General features: G+C 45.3%; 19 protein-coding genes. 1 reads left to right on the top strand and 18 read right to left on the bottom strand.

Features of this window, described 5'->3' with window-relative positions:
• Positions 1–40 precede the first annotated feature (40 nt).
• The 15 genes from BLR08_RS18920 to BLR08_RS18845 all read right to left on the bottom strand — a co-directional run bounded on the left by BLR08_RS18920 (position 41) and on the right by BLR08_RS18845 (position 12,244).
• Complete coding sequence (locus tag BLR08_RS18920; RefSeq protein ID WP_072331602.1) at positions 41–685, bottom strand: response regulator; 645 nt, start codon at positions 683–685, stop codon at positions 41–43.
• Entirely contained in the window at positions 682–1,905 is a 1,224-nt protein-coding gene (locus BLR08_RS18915) for a sensor histidine kinase (protein WP_072331599.1), read from the bottom strand. Before BLR08_RS18915 ends, BLR08_RS18920 begins: the two co-directional genes overlap by 4 nt.
• Before the next feature lie 456 nt (positions 1,906–2,361).
• The gene (locus tag BLR08_RS18910; RefSeq protein WP_072331879.1) at positions 2,362–3,117 is read right to left on the bottom strand and encodes an SDR family NAD(P)-dependent oxidoreductase; all 756 of its coding nucleotides are present in this window, start codon (positions 3,115–3,117) and stop codon (positions 2,362–2,364) included.
• A gap of 968 nt (positions 3,118–4,085) precedes the next feature.
• On the bottom strand, positions 4,086–4,658 hold the full coding sequence (locus tag BLR08_RS18905; protein WP_072331596.1) for a class I SAM-dependent methyltransferase: 573 nt from the start codon (positions 4,656–4,658) through the stop codon (positions 4,086–4,088).
• A gap of 386 nt (positions 4,659–5,044) precedes the next feature.
• The gene (locus BLR08_RS18895; protein WP_072331876.1) at positions 5,045–5,464 is read right to left on the bottom strand and encodes a GNAT family N-acetyltransferase; all 420 of its coding nucleotides are present in this window, start codon (positions 5,462–5,464) and stop codon (positions 5,045–5,047) included.
• 182 nt (positions 5,465–5,646) lie between these two features.
• The gene (locus tag BLR08_RS18890; RefSeq protein WP_072331590.1) at positions 5,647–5,931 is read right to left on the bottom strand and encodes a DUF1572 family protein; all 285 of its coding nucleotides are present in this window, start codon (positions 5,929–5,931) and stop codon (positions 5,647–5,649) included.
• Positions 5,932–6,084: 153 nt separating this feature from the next.
• Positions 6,085–6,549, bottom strand: a complete 465-nt coding sequence (locus BLR08_RS18885; protein WP_072331588.1) for an arsenate reductase/protein-tyrosine-phosphatase family protein — start codon at positions 6,547–6,549, stop codon at positions 6,085–6,087.
• Between the two features lie 158 nt (positions 6,550–6,707).
• On the bottom strand, positions 6,708–7,256 hold the full coding sequence (locus tag BLR08_RS18880; protein WP_072331585.1) for a hypothetical protein: 549 nt from the start codon (positions 7,254–7,256) through the stop codon (positions 6,708–6,710).
• Positions 7,257–7,335: 79 nt separating this feature from the next.
• The gene (locus BLR08_RS18875) at positions 7,336–7,842 is read right to left on the bottom strand and encodes a GNAT family N-acetyltransferase (RefSeq protein WP_256257659.1); all 507 of its coding nucleotides are present in this window, start codon (positions 7,840–7,842) and stop codon (positions 7,336–7,338) included.
• A 103-nt stretch (positions 7,843–7,945) separates the two neighbouring features.
• Positions 7,946–8,371, bottom strand: a complete 426-nt coding sequence (locus tag BLR08_RS18870) for an NUDIX hydrolase (protein WP_072331582.1) — start codon at positions 8,369–8,371, stop codon at positions 7,946–7,948.
• A gap of 92 nt (positions 8,372–8,463) precedes the next feature.
• A complete protein-coding gene (locus BLR08_RS18865) occupies positions 8,464–8,844 on the bottom strand; it encodes a VOC family protein (RefSeq protein ID WP_072331580.1) in 381 nt (126 codons plus the stop codon).
• A gap of 50 nt (positions 8,845–8,894) precedes the next feature.
• Positions 8,895–9,416, bottom strand: a complete 522-nt coding sequence (locus BLR08_RS18860) for a DinB family protein (protein WP_072331869.1) — start codon at positions 9,414–9,416, stop codon at positions 8,895–8,897.
• A gap of 144 nt (positions 9,417–9,560) precedes the next feature.
• Complete coding sequence (locus BLR08_RS18855) at positions 9,561–10,358, bottom strand: aminoglycoside phosphotransferase family protein (RefSeq protein ID WP_072331577.1); 798 nt, start codon at positions 10,356–10,358, stop codon at positions 9,561–9,563.
• Positions 10,359–10,864: 506 nt separating this feature from the next.
• Positions 10,865–11,809: an SPFH domain-containing protein gene (locus BLR08_RS18850; RefSeq protein ID WP_072331575.1), complete on the bottom strand. Its 945-nt coding sequence runs from the start codon at positions 11,807–11,809 to the stop codon at positions 10,865–10,867.
• Positions 11,810–12,244 (bottom strand): NfeD family protein, encoded by a 435-nt coding sequence (locus BLR08_RS18845; protein ID WP_072331572.1) that lies wholly within the window; start codon positions 12,242–12,244, stop codon positions 11,810–11,812.
• Between the two features lie 195 nt (positions 12,245–12,439).
• Between BLR08_RS18845 and BLR08_RS18840 the strand changes: the two genes are divergently transcribed.
• Positions 12,440–12,820 (top strand): hypothetical protein, encoded by a 381-nt coding sequence (locus BLR08_RS18840; RefSeq protein WP_072331569.1) that lies wholly within the window; start codon positions 12,440–12,442, stop codon positions 12,818–12,820.
• Between the two features lie 363 nt (positions 12,821–13,183).
• On the opposite strand, the gene BLR08_RS31200 is transcribed toward BLR08_RS18840, so the two are convergent.
• The 3 genes from BLR08_RS31200 to BLR08_RS18830 form a co-directional block, all read right to left on the bottom strand.
• Positions 13,184–13,345: a hypothetical protein gene (locus BLR08_RS31200; RefSeq protein ID WP_176835552.1), complete on the bottom strand. Its 162-nt coding sequence runs from the start codon at positions 13,343–13,345 to the stop codon at positions 13,184–13,186.
• Positions 13,346–13,460: 115 nt separating this feature from the next.
• Positions 13,461–14,714, bottom strand: a complete 1,254-nt coding sequence (gene ilvA / locus BLR08_RS18835) for a threonine ammonia-lyase IlvA (protein ID WP_072331566.1) — start codon at positions 14,712–14,714, stop codon at positions 13,461–13,463.
• 153 nt (positions 14,715–14,867) lie between these two features.
• On the bottom strand, positions 14,868–16,106 hold the full coding sequence (locus BLR08_RS18830; protein ID WP_072331563.1) for an S-layer homology domain-containing protein: 1,239 nt from the start codon (positions 16,104–16,106) through the stop codon (positions 14,868–14,870).
• Positions 16,107–16,262: the final 156 nt, after the last annotated feature.

Here is a 16,262-nt window from a genome sequence, read left to right as displayed (position 1 = left end):
GGGTAACCCCCTTATGTACGATCGGGCAATCCATATTCAGTTAAAGGTGTAAGATGCCGCGTTCTACGGAAACTGCTACTGCTTCCGATCTGGAATCCACACCTAGCTTGTTATAAATTGAAGTTAAATGAGCTTTGACCGTTCGTTCGGACAATCCCATATCAAAAGCAATTTCTTTGCTGCGATATCCGCGGGCAACAGCTTGCAGGACAATCAACTCTTTTTCTGACAGTACCGGTTTCTCCTGTCTTGTTGGGGCTGAAGTTGTTTTCTTCAGCGCAAAAATACGGGCCGAAATTTCCGGCTGTAGCAGCGTTTCACCCCGAACTGCCGCCTGAATCGTATTCATTAAATTATCCCGGCTGCTGTCCTTCAACAAAAAACCTTTCGCTCCTAACGACAACCCTTGAATCATCAATTCATCTTCATTATACGTTGTAAGAATCACTACAGGAATCTCACACGCCCTCTCTTTTAATACTCGAATGGCTTCAAGACCAGACATCCTTGGCATATTAATATCCATTAGGACGATATCCGGCTGAAGCTCTTCTATTAATTCAAGTGCAGCTTGTCCATCGCCGGCCTCACCGATAACCTCATAATCGTCATCTGTTTCCAATATCAGCTTCAATCCTTCTCTGACCACCAAATGATCGTCAACGACTAGCACTTTACACTTCATACCCGCTCTCCTTGTAATGGGATCATTATCTGTATTTTTGTTCCTTCACTCGGAAGACTATATATCTCGATCGTTCCTCCTATAAGCCTTGCGCGTTCATGTAAGCCAAGTAAACCATAATGCCCTGGCTGCTTTCCAATTAATTCTGTATCAAATCCAGTCCCATCGTCTTTAATCTTAATTAGCAGTCTGCCCATTTCAACTCCAAGAGAGACCCCTACTTGCTTCGCTCCTGCGTGTCTCGCGATGTTTGTTAAACATTCACTTATCATAAATAAACTATGTTCCTGAATCAGACCGGATGGGACTCGGACAGAATGGATGTCTGAGATAACCGTAATGCCGGTCGACCCGGCAAAGCGCTGCACCTCTTCCCGAACCGTATCCGAGAAATCAACTGCTCCAGCTGAAATATTCCGCAAATCGTCAATTGCTCGCCGCGCATCAGCCAGAGCGCTTCTTGCACGAAACATCGATTGATGTACGATCTCATGAGCACGGTTAAGATTCCCCTTACTTAGATGGGTATTTATCGCTTCAAGCTGCATGATTAGACCGGTAAGACCTTGAGCAAGTGTATCATGCAGGTCTCGCGCCATTCGCTGTCGCTCGTTCACCAATGTTAATTTCTCAACTTGACTATGTGCGATTTCTAGTTCTTTTAGAAAAGCTTGCATCCGATAACGTGCTTCTACTTGTTGAAAAAAGAGATGGGCATATGCTGCCACAACAACAGCCATTAATGTAAATAGCGGAAGGAAAAAAAACAATTCTATAGTGTTGCCAAGTATGATAAATGGCAAGCAGAAGAGAAAAATAAAATATATCACAAGAAATACCAACTTGGAACGCTGGTAATAAACTCCTACACCTTGACCGATTAAAGCTGAATACAAGCCGAGAGACAAAGCAGGGTATCCATCCGGCTGAAGATAAGTACAAAAATAAACGATCAGTCCCTGCATCAAAAAATACAGCCAAGGCCTTGTCTTTACCAAATTTTCAGCATACCAGTACAAACCAATATGAAGAAGTATAATACTGGTAAACAATATATTCGATATGAGATTAGGATGATGAAAATTTTGTAAGATAAGTGTTGCTATATAAACGAGGATAACCCATATGATTACAGGAAATCTGGAACTCAGCATACTGCTACTTTCGCTTCTATGATTTGGATTCCAAGTCTTTTGACGTTTATCCGTATTTAACCTCATAAGCCACCCCCTCCTATTCTTATTATAATAGCTTATCCCGAAAGTAATTGGTACTTCCGTACATGCACAATTGTACAACTCCCTCCTGCCTATAGTAGGTTTATTTTTTAAACATTCATGAATATAACAAGCATCACGATTCTTAAAGCACAAAACGAAAGGAAGAGTGGAAAATATACGACAGCGAAAATTATGTCATCCAGAGGAGAGATTGCATCGTTGAGGACTTGGAGGGCTCTCCTCTTTCAACTCATTAGCAGGCAAAGTTGGTCCAAAGTATATTGGGATGCACAAAGAAACCGTTCCTTCGGTAAAAGAGGTTTGGTAGGTAATCCATTTTACCAAGAAACGATTTCATTTTTTGTTTTGTTATACACTATAACATTACCGGGACTGATCCCTGAGGTCAGTTTAGACCTTATGGGACAGCCCCATTGGAAGACAGCTTGTCCAATCTTAAAGAGTCAACCCACCGTCTACCGTGACGATTGAACCGGTCATATAACTGGACTTACCCGAAGCGAGGAACACGATCATCTCCGCAAGTTCTGCCGGTTCAGCAAAGCGCCCGATCCGCATGTTCGGGAATTCCTCCGGCATATAATTGCTTTCCTGCATCATTGCAGGAACGGCTTGTGTCAGCGCCGTGTCAACTCCGCCAGGGCAGACCGCATTGACACGCACACCTTTCCGTACATATTCGATTGCAGCTGATTTTGTCAGGCCAATCACGGCATGCTTGCTCGCTGTATAGGCCGCCATGCTATGCTCAGCACGAATGCCAGCGGTCGAGGCAGTATTGATTATTGATCCGAAGCCCTGCTTATTCATGACCTGCAGAACATGCTTTAATCCGAGGAACACACCGCGAACGTTGACGCCTATGATCCGATCGAACTCGGCCAACTCAATGTCTTCCAACAATGAGAACTTCTGAAGTACACCCGCGTTGTTGAGGAAAGCATCGATTCGTCCGTACGAATTAACTGCCGTCTTCACGTACCGTTCGACATCTTCGTTCTTCGACACATCTGCTTGCACGAAAATTCCTTCGCCACCTTGTCCGTGAACAAGTCTAAGCGTCTCTTCGCCCGTTGCTGAATTAAAATCAACGACAACGATCTTAAATCCGGCTTGTGAAAGCTTGAGCGAGGCCGCACGTCCAATGCCACTACCTGCCCCTGTTACAATAGCTACAGCATCTTCGGGCACTGTCTTATCCTTTGCGACAGATTCCTCTGATACGGACAACGGAGAACTTTCACCGGTAGTCGGCTGGACGGTTTGCGCTTCGATTCCCGCGAGGTCTGCAACAATCCCGTTTATCAAATCTTGCGGCATATTCGCTTGCGGCATGGCGGCTAGTTGCTTGAGAGTCAAAGCCTTGCCCATGCTTGCCATTGGGTTCGTAGAAATCCCGGGGAGATGCTTTTCCAATACGGCAATCGCCACTTCGTTCGCCAATAGCTCGCCTAATTTCGAATTTTCGTTAAAAACCATTTCCATTCCTCCGTTTATCGTTTTCTCCATCTAAAGCTCTTCAATCCTTCATCTGCGTATAAATATTCTAACAACCACGGCTTGGAAAAAAATCGTACATAAGGGCATACCCTACTGTACGTTCGGGCAAAATTCTATGATTGCAGTGATCTGTATTCAACTAAAAGAGCTCGATGTATGTTGGAGGGCTTTAAAAACGAATTATTATAGAAATCGATGATTTTCTGCAAAATTCCTGCTGTAGGATGTCCGAAATTCATTCCTCCATCCGCTATAAAAACTTGTATATTAATAAATTTCACATATTTTCAGGATTTAATACCATTCCCGGAACAATAGCATTTAAGCAAATGCACCGCTTTCCTTATTGGACAGTCGTTCATTTCGTCAATGCAATCACTCTAGCTTTGGCTGTCGAGTAAGCAGTCCTTGTCAATGCTGGATATAAACCCGAAATGGAGCTCGTATTAATGATCTACCGCAATGGGCCCAACATGACGGATCGAAGATTGTAGAGCATGCACTCATCCCAGAACACATTCAAGTTATGCGCGGTGCGCGCAACAAAAGCGAAGTAGATGAGTGGGTGAAACCCTTGTGGTACAAGGGCTGGAGGCGTTTTGAGGGGTTCAAAAAACACTGCGCATAATATGGTGTTATACGATGTCCCGCAACTTAAATCATTCCTTGATTGCATCTACAATTAGAGACACAAACCCGAGATCTCCATGCTTATTCCGATGATCAAACCTGAATGACCTATAAATAAACCCGCACTCAGGATCCCATTCTTGAAAATGAAACCTTCCATCCTCATCACAAAATTCAAGCAATTTCACCTTAAACCCAGCTTCCTCGAACATCTTCGTAAGACTTTTATAATCATGTACAATCTTGTGACTAGCTGCTGGATGATCTTTCGGGCCAGGTCCCCCAATCTTTACAAGATTCTGGTACCATTCATTTCTAAAGAAACGATCCGGAACAGCGCAACGTATATATCCATTTGGCTTCAAAAATTCATAACAAATCCGGGCAGCCTTTACTCCTTCCTCGTACGTAAGATGTTCCCACACATGTTCTGCCAAAATTACGTCAATTCTTTGTTCACCGAAAAGTTCTATCCAATCGGAACGCTGAAGTAAATTCAAATCCTCTTCTTGTGTTTGGATCCATCCAATATACGATTGTGATGATGCTCCGATTATGATTTTAATCGATTCTGTCGAATTGATATCCGAGAGGTCATTCATAATTTATGGCTCCTTTTTTCTTATAACTTCGCAGGATTGTCTGCGGTGTCATCTTCGAGTGGTTATTAATATTTATTAGACCTATCTTCACGGTCTCTTTATTTTTCCTTTGAATTCTCAGTGATTTTCGAGTCACTCATAGACAGCAAATTATTATTCAATCTTGATACTTCAATTCTTAATTGTTCAATATTGTAATTTAACTTTGAGTTATTGATTGCTATTTTAATTGTTAGGTATAGAACAAAGAACCCTAGCCCTAATAAAAAAAGATAAAAGATAATCATTAAAACCGGGAAATATGCAAAGACGAAACTACTAGCGCTGCTTCCAACTTCCATCTTCTCCAAAAACCTCCTATTAAAATACTTAAAGCTCAAGTATTGTTATTCGTATACTAAAACCCAATATTTCTCCCCAGGCTTTCCTTCTTCAACAACTTTCTTCCACCCATTTTTTTCGTAAAAAATTAATGCTCTATGATTTTCAGATACACACTTTAATCTTACCGGCCTGCTCATTTTTTCTAATGCGTTATTAATCAACTGAGTGCCAATACCTTTGCCGACAGCATCGGGGTGTACAAATAAATTATGAATAAAATTGTCAGGCAGATATAAAGATGAAAATCCAAGGATACGCGAATTTTCCTCTGCTAGTAATATGTATTCTTCAATTGTATCCCTATCAAAATCATCTAAAGTCATCTCTTCTGCGTTCGCCCAGTGAAAACTCTTAAGTCGCGATTCAAGATATAGTTGTCTTAACTCAGGGTAGTCTAATTTATCTGCTTCTCTGATAATAATCATATCAATCTCCTATCTATAAAGAGCTTTGTTATATTAGTCGTTCATTATCTACCATATTCGATTTTGCTTAAAATCTTTATTTCTTCTTTGGAATCGAAGTCGATATATACTCTTGATTCCTATATTTCTAACTATTTGTGTCTGAGTCATGGAACTGTTGGTCATTCCTTTTGTCGTTTCTATTCATTAAAGGATTTCTCCAATATTTCAATTAATTCAGATTTCTTTTTGGATACTGATTCAAATTCTTCATCTCTATGTCTGATAAAGTCTTTCTTGTTTATTCCTTTACCTACACGTTCGTTTATATTTCCGTCAATGTGAATGATTAGATTTGCAATACTATTACGTGATTTATTCGGTCTCCAATTCACTTCGTCATCACTTAGTTGTTCCATAACCAATTTTATTCTTTTCTCGATCTCCTGGAACTTCTTTACTAGGAGTTCCTTAACCTCTTCCATAAAAACACCCTCGAAATTTAATGTGTTTAAGACCCGTAGGGTCGGATGCGTGCCTGAATCTTCTACGACTCATCTACTGGCGACAGCAGGGACGACGTAGCCGCCCGATGCATGGACACATTGTTGACGAAGCAACTTTTACTCACAAATTGGTTAATTGCTCCTCATTTTTTCAATATTCTTCAGAAGACTTGGCATTGCATCCTTAAAGTACTGCACTAACGCTCTCATCTGAACTTCAAAGTTTGGACTGTCGGGTGAACCGATATTTACTGGAGTATTGAGACCGTTATACACTTTATTGAATAACGAGATCTCCCGATCGTACTCTTGTTTAATAAAGTCTATATGTAGCTCACTCATCCCAATTATCAAATCGTACTCAATAAAAAAATCTTCAGAGAATGGAGTCCTGCTCCACTCCGAAGTGTCAATATCCATCTCTTTAAGAATCTCAAAATGAAGTCTAGAGTATTTACTTATATCACTGTTCGCTCTGATCCCCGCGGAAGAAACCGATATATGTTGGATATGATTCTTTAGCAAATAATCCTTTAAACAATATTCAGCAATAATGCTCCTTGTAAAATTGTCTGTACATAAGAACAGGATTTTCATATTTCGTCTCCTTAATGAATACTCCATTCTTTTATCTAACGTCTTCCGCATTCACGAACACATAGACATTGTCCGCAGCTTCCTCCGAAATCACGTCTGCTGACCGAGGGCGTCAGCCTGATGTTGAATATGGCATCTGTAAAGATTGGCTTTTTAAGTCACCATCCTTCAAATCTGTGTATTCTCCAATCTTCTTGTTGTATAAGTTTCTCATCTTCAAGCACTGTATGATGCGCATGTCTAATTAGTTGATTACCTTCTAACTTTAAATCCTCTTGAGGATCAATCAATACGCCATTACAAATGAATGCTAATGAGGCTGCGGAGAACCACCCTATTCTAAACTCGAAACTATCTTGAGCGCTTATATTAAAAATAATCTCTATGTTTGCATTCTTTATTTTTCTTTCAATTGAGTTTAAGCGGTCTTTTTTAGAAAATAATCTGGATATTATCGACTTTTCATCCCGTTTCTTTTCCATTGTATTGACGTATAGCTCATAGCCCGTCAACAATTCCAAGTTATTTAACTCTTTATTTGGACAGTCATAGATAACCACTTTAAAAGGTAAGAATCCCGAGTGAGTATGAAAAGAGAACTCTGGATGTATTTCTACGTTCATATTGAATTTTCTTATCTCTGATATCCATTGGGGCACTATATTATCGTTTATTTCATTTACATGGACAGACAAATCATAACCCATAACGCATTCTCCTTAGAAATATCTTTCAAACTAATAAATTAATTGATGCCACTACTTCTTCTAATTCACTTACAAAGTTTTACATCTTTATAATAAATCCTGTTTTTACTCCTTTGGTAAATCCAACACTTTCGTAAAATTTATGTACTTCTCCTCTTTTGGAGCCAGTCATAAGCATAAGTTTATAACAATTACTTTCTTGGGCAATTTCGATTGCTTTCTCTAACGCTTTTCTTCCATATCCGTGTCTCCTAAAATCTTTATGCGTCACTACGTTCTCTATTAATCCATATGGCCGAGCATTCCTCGTCAGGTTCTTAACAATGACTAATACACAGGAAGCAACGATTACCCCATTACTCTTCACAACAATAATTTTCATGTTTCCATCGTTCAAAATATCCTTCCAATGTCTAACCAAATCCTCATTTCTAACAAGATCTGGGTCATCGGGCTGTAAATGCTTATATAATAATAAAAGGTTTTCAAGTTCATCTTCTTTAATCAGCCTACTAAAAGCATTCATCTTCTTTACACCATCTTCCACAACGGATTTGTTAGCTTTATACGTAGTTTCTGTGTTCACGAACTCGGGATCCTGAGGCCCCCACGGATGAAACCACGACACGGTTAGGTTCGCAGGTCATGTAATAATTGATAATGCCCGCCCGCGGCTTCTTGAGCTTCACTCATATATTCTTCTCATCATTAAACTCAATACAAAAAGGCTGCATGTCAGGCTTCAAACAATATTCTATTCTTTGTCTAAAATCCTTCCAATTAACTTTATTTAATGCTTCATCAATTGGAAAGAAGCCTGACTCCAAGCTTTCTGATGATTGTGTTAATTCTCCACCAATTGGTTTCGCTAGAAACAGAGTATTACAAATTGAGTTTCCTACATTCTGAAAAATCCCGCAAAACTTGATAATTTCAATGTCGATTCCTGACTCTTCTTTTGTTTCTCTTATCGCTGCTTGTGTTAAGGATTCTCCTATTTCCACTTGACCTCCAGGCATCTCCCAGCCTCTTCTTGGTCCTTTAATAAGTAACAATTCGTTTTTGTCATTTATTACAATGGCCGCTGCTGAAACAATATGCTTTGGTGGGTTCATTGTTCTACTCCTTGGCGGGGTTAATTTTATGTATGGATTAATGGTATTACCGTCTTCACATAATCTCCGCAGATTTCATATAACCTTCCATTTTAAGCTTCCTTTGGCTCATATGCTCCCAATTCATTACCGTATGGGTCTACAAACTTGATGACCCAACCAAATCCATGATCCTCATAAAGTCTTATAAGTACTTTGTAATTTTGAAGGGATGAATGCAGCAATTTGATATTTTTTGTTAAAAACATAAAGGATGGCATTGGAAAACCGTCTTCTGAGTACCATAAGGTCTTTTCATTTTTTGTGCTATAATGCAGCATCAAAACGGGTCCAGAGACAAACTTTAACCATGCCGCGTGAAGATGCACTGTAAGCGGTTCTAATCCTAATACTTCACTATACCAACTTACTGCTTTGTTAATGTCGGTTACTGGTAATTGAACATGATCTACGTGCTCAACTAATTTCTCCAAATTAATACTCCTCCTAGCTTCTCTGATTTTATGGCTTTGGTCAGTTTCATCTAACACACATTCAATCTCTTTCTAATCATTCTGATTTGACCTCTATGATTGATCTCATCTTCAAATACATGAAACCACATAAAATAATGGTTAGCTTGTTTGTTCCACCAAAACTTTTCTTCTTCATATAACCATTCATCATTAACTGATTTAAAAAATTCAAGCGTTCTATTCCTTACAAGATCTAATTTATTGATATAAAATGCTAAATCATTTCCCTTTATCTTCTCCTGCCCTTCTTTCCCTAAATCAAGCGCAGGGCCCCAAAGTGATAGTTCTTCTTCATTCAATTCTCGTTTTTCAAAAGTTGAAACCTGATAGGCATATTCAACAGCTGCAAAATGCAGTAATAAAGCTCCGATCGAATTGCTTTGTGAATCTAGCAAAAAATCAAGCTGGTCTTGTGTTAGATTTTTCACTGCATCTAATGTTGTAAATCTCACATAATTCATCATGGATACTAACCGGCTGATTTGAGGCGAATAGCCGGGAATATCGGTAATAAGTAAAAGGTTTTCCATGTTTAGCACTTTTTGTTCCTCCAAGTTCTTAGTTGAACTTCACCTAACGCTCCTCGCATTCACGAAGGGGTTGATCATGTTGGTTGTTCGATTGATTCCATTTCTCTGCCAAACGCTTCTGCCGGACCAAGTGACAGCCCGATGCTATCTATTTAATATCCTTCTTAAGTTCGTCAGTGTTTCAATTTTATGTAAACCTTTCATTTCTCCAATCCGATATGCTAAGGTTGGTGCCATCCAATCTACTATCTCTTCCTGCTTCCTCCCAGCTATCAATAAGTATTCTTTCAAATATTCTTCATGGAACAACTCTCGAAGTTCCCTTTTTATTAAAACATCGGGAGCATTAGGCGGTAATACATTAGACTGAAGCATCATTGAAGTTCTAGCTAAATCTGCTGTTTCATGACCAACCAATGCATTCAACCAATCAATAATAATCGGACCTTTCGAAGAAAGAATGATATTTCCAGGATGAAAATCATAGTGGCAAATTCTATTGCTCTCAGGCAGATATTCTAAAATGTCAGTGATCATTTGTTTCTCATCTTTATTTATTAATTCTTGGGTAACTATACTTTTAGATAATTCGGTTTTCAAATTCGGCTGAATTCCGACCCTTACTTGATGCATTTCGTACTGAACTTGCGCCATTTGTTTGGCATAGTAAGAAACACTGGATACGGTTGGTGCTATCTGTGATAGCATCGTATGTCCGTTAATTCTTTCATAAAGAAGACATTGCTTCCCTTCATATTCCAATGTGCCAGAAAACCTTGGTGCTCTTAAATTTAAATTATTAATGATTTCTGCGTTCTTAGCTTCTTTGCTCGCTTCAATCCTTGAGTTTTCCTGATCGTGGAAAATTTTTATGACTTCCGTCCTTCCCCAAAGATAAACATTTGCTGTATTACCCATTCCAAGTAATTCACCGAGTTTCATGGAATTTTCCTTTCTTCGAGCAATAGGATGTTGCGGCTCGAAGGAGGTGCCTCAAAGCCATGACTTTTCTCATGATACCAGCATTCTTGCCTCACAGGTTCTACTTGAAGTTCCACAGCTGCAAACGCTCCCAGAAGCGCCCCACCCCTTCAAGCGTATAGGAACGGTCCATAAGTCTTGCGCAATCCGGACTCTACTGAGCAAGGCGAGTATGCGCTCCAGCCCTTCCTTCTAATAGCTAACCACCTTAATCGCTAATTTGGTCTCATTGTGCTTGGAAATAGCAACTTTCATAAATATTCCCTTCATTATAGCAGGACGCCCACAAAGTGGAAATATAAAAAGGAGTCCCACACCATCCCAGTGACGGTGTGACCTCCCGATGCTTTCGGTCATATCCTTATTTGTCTTCCAGCACAACACGGAAAAAAGCATCCTCGTTACTCAACTGAAACGGCATGATCTGTCTGGGATAATGCCAGCCTCCGCATAACCGCTTCTTCCTCCTATTCCCCCTTCCCTCCGCCCGGCATCCCCTTCAGCATCTCGCCGATCGCACCGATGCTGCCCAGCGTCTCCAACGCTCTGGTGGGAAGAAACACCTTATTGGCCGGGCCGCTCGCAATATCCCGTAGCGCTTCCAGCGAGCGGTAGGTAAGCACCTGCTCATCGAGTCCGCCCTCGCGGAGCAGCTCGATCCGGCGCTTCTCGGCCTCGGCCACCGCCTGGATGGCTTTCGCTTCGCCGAGCGCTTCCAGCTCCTGGGCTTGACGCAGCCCCTCGGCTTCGCGGATGCGGGCTTCCTTGTCGCCCTCGGCCTTCAGGATTTTGCTCTGCTTGTCGCCCTCGGCGCGCAGGATCATATCCTGCTTGGCGGCTTCGGCCTCGAGGACGATGGCGCGTTTGCTGCGCTCAGCCTTCATTTGCTTATCCATCGCATCCTGGATATCCTTGGGCGGCTGGATGTCGATCACTTCGACGCGCTCGATGCGGACGCCCCATTTCTCCGTCGCCTCGTCGAGAGCCAGGCGGATGTCGCTGGAAATTTTCTCGCGTCCGGATAAGGTTTCGTCCAGCTCCATTTTGCCGATAATTTGCCGCATGGTGGCGGTACTGATGTTGCGCACTCCGTAGACATAGTCGGATATCCCGTAGGTTGCCTGCTCCGGTCCGGTGACCTGGTAGAAAATGATCGTATCGATCTGCACCTGCACGTTATCCTTGGTGATAACCGTCTGGGGAGGGACATTGGCTTGCTGGATGCGCAGGTCATGGTAGGTACGCACATGATCAATGACCGGCACCAGCACATTAACGCCAGGAGTCAGCAGCCGGTTAAACTTGCCGAGACGTTCCACCACGCCGACCCGCTGCTGCGGAACGATCTTGATCGACATCGCGGCGAACACGATCACAATAAGCAAGATTATAATGGTGACAAGGGTTCCCATTTAACCATCCCCTTTAGCTTTTTGGACGAACAAATGCGTACTGCTTCTGGCCTGGACCGTGACCGTTTCCCCTTCGGCGATACGTTCTTCGGCACGAGCGCTCCACATTTCGCTGCCTACCCTGACAAGACCCTGCGCCCCCGGTTCGATCGGCTCCAGGACAACCCCTGTTTTCCCAACCAGCTCATCTACCGCATCCCTGTAGCTTCCCGAGCTGCGGAACCGGCGGGTGATAGGCTTGGTGAAAATCGTCAGCACCAAGACAACGATGCAGCCCGCAAACACTTGCCAGATGACCAGACCCGGCCACAACCATGCCATCGCCGCAGCTACGGCAGCGCCAACCGCGATCCATAACAGATAAAACGTAAGCGTCATCATCTCGGCGATCAGCAGCACACCGGCAATGATTAACCAAATCGCCCAAAGCTCCATAGTCTTCCCTGCCTTTCCTCAGCGGCAGAAGCTCAGACCTCCGCCTCTTCTTCCGGCTGTGTTACTATCTGTCATAACAGAGTATGTGAGCTGAAGGACGGGTATGTGCCTGTTTGGAGAAAAGATGGAACTTTCCGTAGAGCTATATCGTCTTTGGAGTAGGAAGCCTAAGAAAGACAGGGAGGAATCGAAGGTATGCGAGGAAATTTATGGTTCAAACGGATACTGTGGTCCATCGTGCTTATAGTCGCATGCAGCGGCTGCACCCATGCTGACAATCAATCCGGGTTTGTCGGTTCAAGTATCGACGCGCAATTTCCCGTACCTGTCCGGGCTGAAATAACGGATCACACTTCGCAGGACAATTCAATCCATTATGTCCGCTACAAGCTCAAAGGGCTGCAGGAGGAAGACAGCATACCGGCTTATTATCTGGCTAAGCTGCAGGAATCCGGTTGGATCGAGCAGCAGGATGCCCAGATGGGCGCGCTTAGGGTATTTAAAAAAGAAGAGAAAATCATGAATCTAACAACTCACACCGGCTTTTTCACATTATATACGAAAAAAAGCGGCTGAATGATCAGCCGCCCGTAAGAAGGGACAACGGAAAAATACAGGTGCATGGCGTAGAAGCACGGCTAGCGGGGATGGCTTGGGGAAACCGCCTAGTCCCCGCTCCGACCGGTCAGCCTGCCCGGCCTGTTCCCCGGCCTCGACCCTCAACCGGCCGGCTCCGATCGCTCCGTATCGCTCAGATCCCTACGCTTAGTCGGATCGCCGGCCTGTTCAGCGCGCTCCGACTACCTAGCTCGTAAGCTGCCCGGAGCATCTCACGTCTGCACCTCGTGCAGCTCCCGGCGAGCTATGAGGCGCACGTACCGCTTGCTCTCCTTCGCCCCGCCCGCCCCAACTGCCCAGCCACGCAATCTGCCCCCATGCCTACAACCCGTTCGTCCCGCTCCGCCTAACCGCCAGTCCGTTGCGATCATGAGCGCAGCCTGCAACCGCCCGGCCGGAAGGCTTCCAGCGGTCATCGTCGTCATCGTCATCCTCATAATCTTCCAAGATCACGTCCGTAATCGGATGCTCCTTCTCCTCCACGCTCAAGCCACCTTTCCTGTTCCCCTATATCCCGCGTCAAGACTCGTCTGCTCCCTGATCATCCATATTCCGAGGGTAGCCACCCTGACGCATCCCTCGAAGCAAGCCGCCGCTGCTAGATCAACAGATTAAACAAATACGGGTCCTTGTTAATCTCACTATACTGCAGTCCCCGCTCATTCATGCGCTCCAGCAGAGGCCCGTAGTCATCTTTATGCTTCAGCTCGATGCCGACCAAGGCCGGACCGTTCTCCTTGCTTGTTTTCTTCGTGTATTCGAAGCGTGTGATGTCGTCGTTCGGACCGAGCACGAATTCCAGAAACTCGCGCAGCGCCCCGGCGCGCTGGGGAAAGTTCACCATAAAGTAATGCTTGAGCCCTTCGTAGATCAGCGAGCGCTCCTTGATCTCCTGCATCCGGTCGATGTCGTTGTTGCCGCCGCTGATGATGCACACGACATGCTTGCCGGCAATCTGCTCGCGGTAGAAATCCAGCGCGGCGACCGGCAGCGCGCCCGCCGGCTCAGCCACGATCGCGTTCTCGTTGTACAGCTCGAGAATCGTCGTGCACACCTTGCCCTCCGGAACGACGATAATATCGTCTACGACATCGCGGACGATCTCATAGTTCAGCTCGCCGACCCGCTTGACGGCCGTACCGTCCACGAACTTGTCGATCTCGCCCAGTGTCACGATCTCGCCCTTTTCCAGCGACTGGGTCATCGAAGGTGCGCCGGTCGCTTCCACGCCGATCACTTGTGTGGACGGACTGATGCTTTTGACGTAAGTGCCGACGCCCGCCATCAGGCCGCCTCCGCCGATGCCGCCGAAGACGAAGTCTACCGGCTCCTTCATATCCGTCATCAGCTCCATGCCGACTGTCCCTTGTCCGGCTACGACCTTGGCATCGTCAAAGGGATGGATGAAGGTCATGCCTTCACGCTCGCCGTAAGCGACCGCTTCTCTCAGCGAGTCGTCGAACGTGTCGCCCATCAGCAGCACCTCGACGAACTCGCCGCCAAACAGCTTCACCTGCGAAATTTTCTGCCGCGGCGTTGTCGTTGGCATGAAAATTTTGCCGTGAATTTTCAAGGCTCTGCATGAATAAGCTACGCCCTGCGCATGGTTGCCGGCGCTGGCGCACACGACGCCTTTGGCGAGCTGCTCATCCGCCAGACTGCGGATCATATGGTAGGCGCCGCGAATCTTGAACGAGCGAACGACCTGCAGGTCCTCCCGCTTCAAATACACGTGGCAGCCGTATCTTTCGGATAAAATATAATTTTTCTGCAGCGGAGTATGCGTCACAACGTCCTTGAGCATATAGCTCGCCATCATGATGTCCTCCAGCCTTACTCGATTGTCCTTCATGCTTGCGCTCCCCCTGCCCGTCTCTGCGGTAATCCTTCTATTATACACAGAGTTGCGCACATAGAACAGCCCTCTCCGATAGCCGTTGGGCCTCGAAGAGGGCTGCTCGCATGCGTGTAAAGCTAACCTTTTTCTCTATAGCTTGCTTCTATATTATCGAATAATAACGGTGTGAACGGATTGTTGTTTGCCTCTCAGCTCGATGGAGCGTCCGGCTGTCAGCAGGCTGACGTCACCGGAAATGTATACGTTTTGTGCAACGTTATACACGGCCGTTTGTACGCCCCCGCCGCTGACATTCTGATTAATCGAAATTGTAGCGAGAGAACCTTGGGAGTTCAGCGTGTAGCCATTCAGCGTACCGGTTACCACGAAGTCCACCGACTGCCCGTTGTCACCGGCCATCTTCGTTACTTCAACGAAGATAATTTTGCCGCCATACGTGCGCACCAGCACCTGGTCGCCGGCTACGAGCTGGCTTGGCGCAACCCGAACTCCGTTGCGGAATACATAGGCCGAGCCGTCCATCTCTACGCTGATCGTTTCGTTATTGGAAGCTTTCACAGAAAGCATGTTGGTCGTCACCGGGCCGGTTACCGTACCTTTGTAGGCCGTATTATCCGGCAGTTGGCTCCCCGTACGATCCAGCAGCGCCGCCAGCTCGGCGCGGGTCACCTGCTGATTAGGACGGAACGTATTGTCCTCATACCCGTCGATCAAGCCTCTTTCCAGCGCGACGGCCACGTAACCGACAGAGCCGGCAGGAATTTTCCCTGCATCCTTGAACGGCAGCTTCGCATTCATCTTCGACTTGGCTTCGTCCTGCAGCTTGAGCGCCTTCACCAGCAGCGTCGTCGCCCACAGACGGTCCGCTTCCTTATCCGGCTGCACGGCCGCATCCGTTTCGGTGAACAGGTCATTTTGCAGGGCAACGGATACATAACCGACAGCCCATCCATATTTTTCCTTGATTTTATTGGCATCGCTGAAATTCAGGTTCGCTTGCTTCGCTGCATCCGATTCAGCTTGATCCCGCAGGCCCATCAAGCGGACAGCCGCCGTGATCGCCTCGATGCGAGTAATCGTCTTGCGCGGCTGGAACGTGCCATCCTCATAGCCCTCGAATACCTGCTTGGAGGCCAGGCTTGCAATGTATCTCGCCGCCCACTCCACGTCGCTGCCCTTCAGGTCATCGAAGCTAAGCTTCAGCTTATTGTTCTTCTGCCCCGGCTTCGAATCCCCCCAGTTGCGTGCCTGCTCCGAACGGTGGTCATTGCCGCGTTTGTCGTCGCGGCCTTTGTCTTTGCCGTCCGCCAGTGCGGCGGAGGTGCCGCCGAGCACCATGGCAAGCGTCAATCCGGATACTAGTGTCTTCTTGAATATAGGGTTCATGTTCATATCTCCTCTGCGTCAATTTGTTCAATTGTCAAAGATAAGCTTCAGAACCTTCGCGAAGGGTTTCTGGATTCACTAGAATACGTTCGCCGGTTGGAAATATTTTGTGGGGGTCCTTTGATTTGCATTAAAAAAACTCCCGAAGCGGAGCAG

The sequence above is a fragment of the Paenibacillus sp. cl123 genome, from assembly GCF_900101595.1.
Taxonomy (GTDB): Bacteria; Bacillota; Bacilli; order Paenibacillales; family NBRC-103111; genus Paenibacillus_G.
This window is presented reverse-complemented; position numbering and strand designations above follow the sequence as displayed.

Bases quoted from the DNA above. Each gene is read 5' to 3' on its own strand.
- BLR08_RS18920 (WP_072331602.1), bottom strand. From the start codon at position 685: ATGAAGTGTAAAGTGCTAGTCGTTGACGATCATTTGGTGGTCAGAGAA.
- BLR08_RS18915 (WP_072331599.1), bottom strand. From the start codon at position 1,905: ATGAGGTTAAATACGGATAAACGTCAAAAGACTTGGAATCCAAATCAT.
- BLR08_RS18905 (WP_072331596.1), bottom strand. From the start codon at position 4,658: ATGAATGACCTCTCGGATATCAATTCGACAGAATCGATTAAAATCATA.
- BLR08_RS18890 (WP_072331590.1), bottom strand. From the start codon at position 5,931: ATGGAAGAGGTTAAGGAACTCCTAGTAAAGAAGTTCCAGGAGATCGAG.
- BLR08_RS18885 (WP_072331588.1), bottom strand. From the start codon at position 6,549: ATGAAAATCCTGTTCTTATGTACAGACAATTTTACAAGGAGCATTATT.
- BLR08_RS18880 (WP_072331585.1), bottom strand. From the start codon at position 7,256: ATGGGTTATGATTTGTCTGTCCATGTAAATGAAATAAACGATAATATA.
- BLR08_RS18870 (WP_072331582.1), bottom strand. From the start codon at position 8,371: ATGAACCCACCAAAGCATATTGTTTCAGCAGCGGCCATTGTAATAAAT.
- BLR08_RS18860 (WP_072331869.1), bottom strand. From the start codon at position 9,416: ATGGAAAACCTTTTACTTATTACCGATATTCCCGGCTATTCGCCTCAA.
- BLR08_RS18855 (WP_072331577.1), bottom strand. From the start codon at position 10,358: ATGAAACTCGGTGAATTACTTGGAATGGGTAATACAGCAAATGTTTAT.
- BLR08_RS18850 (WP_072331575.1), bottom strand. From the start codon at position 11,809: ATGGGAACCCTTGTCACCATTATAATCTTGCTTATTGTGATCGTGTTC.
- BLR08_RS18845 (WP_072331572.1), bottom strand. From the start codon at position 12,244: ATGGAGCTTTGGGCGATTTGGTTAATCATTGCCGGTGTGCTGCTGATC.
- BLR08_RS18840 (WP_072331569.1), top strand. From the start codon at position 12,440: ATGCGAGGAAATTTATGGTTCAAACGGATACTGTGGTCCATCGTGCTT.
- ilvA (WP_072331566.1), bottom strand. From the start codon at position 14,714: ATGAAGGACAATCGAGTAAGGCTGGAGGACATCATGATGGCGAGCTAT.
- BLR08_RS18830 (WP_072331563.1), bottom strand. From the start codon at position 16,106: ATGAACCCTATATTCAAGAAGACACTAGTATCCGGATTGACGCTTGCC.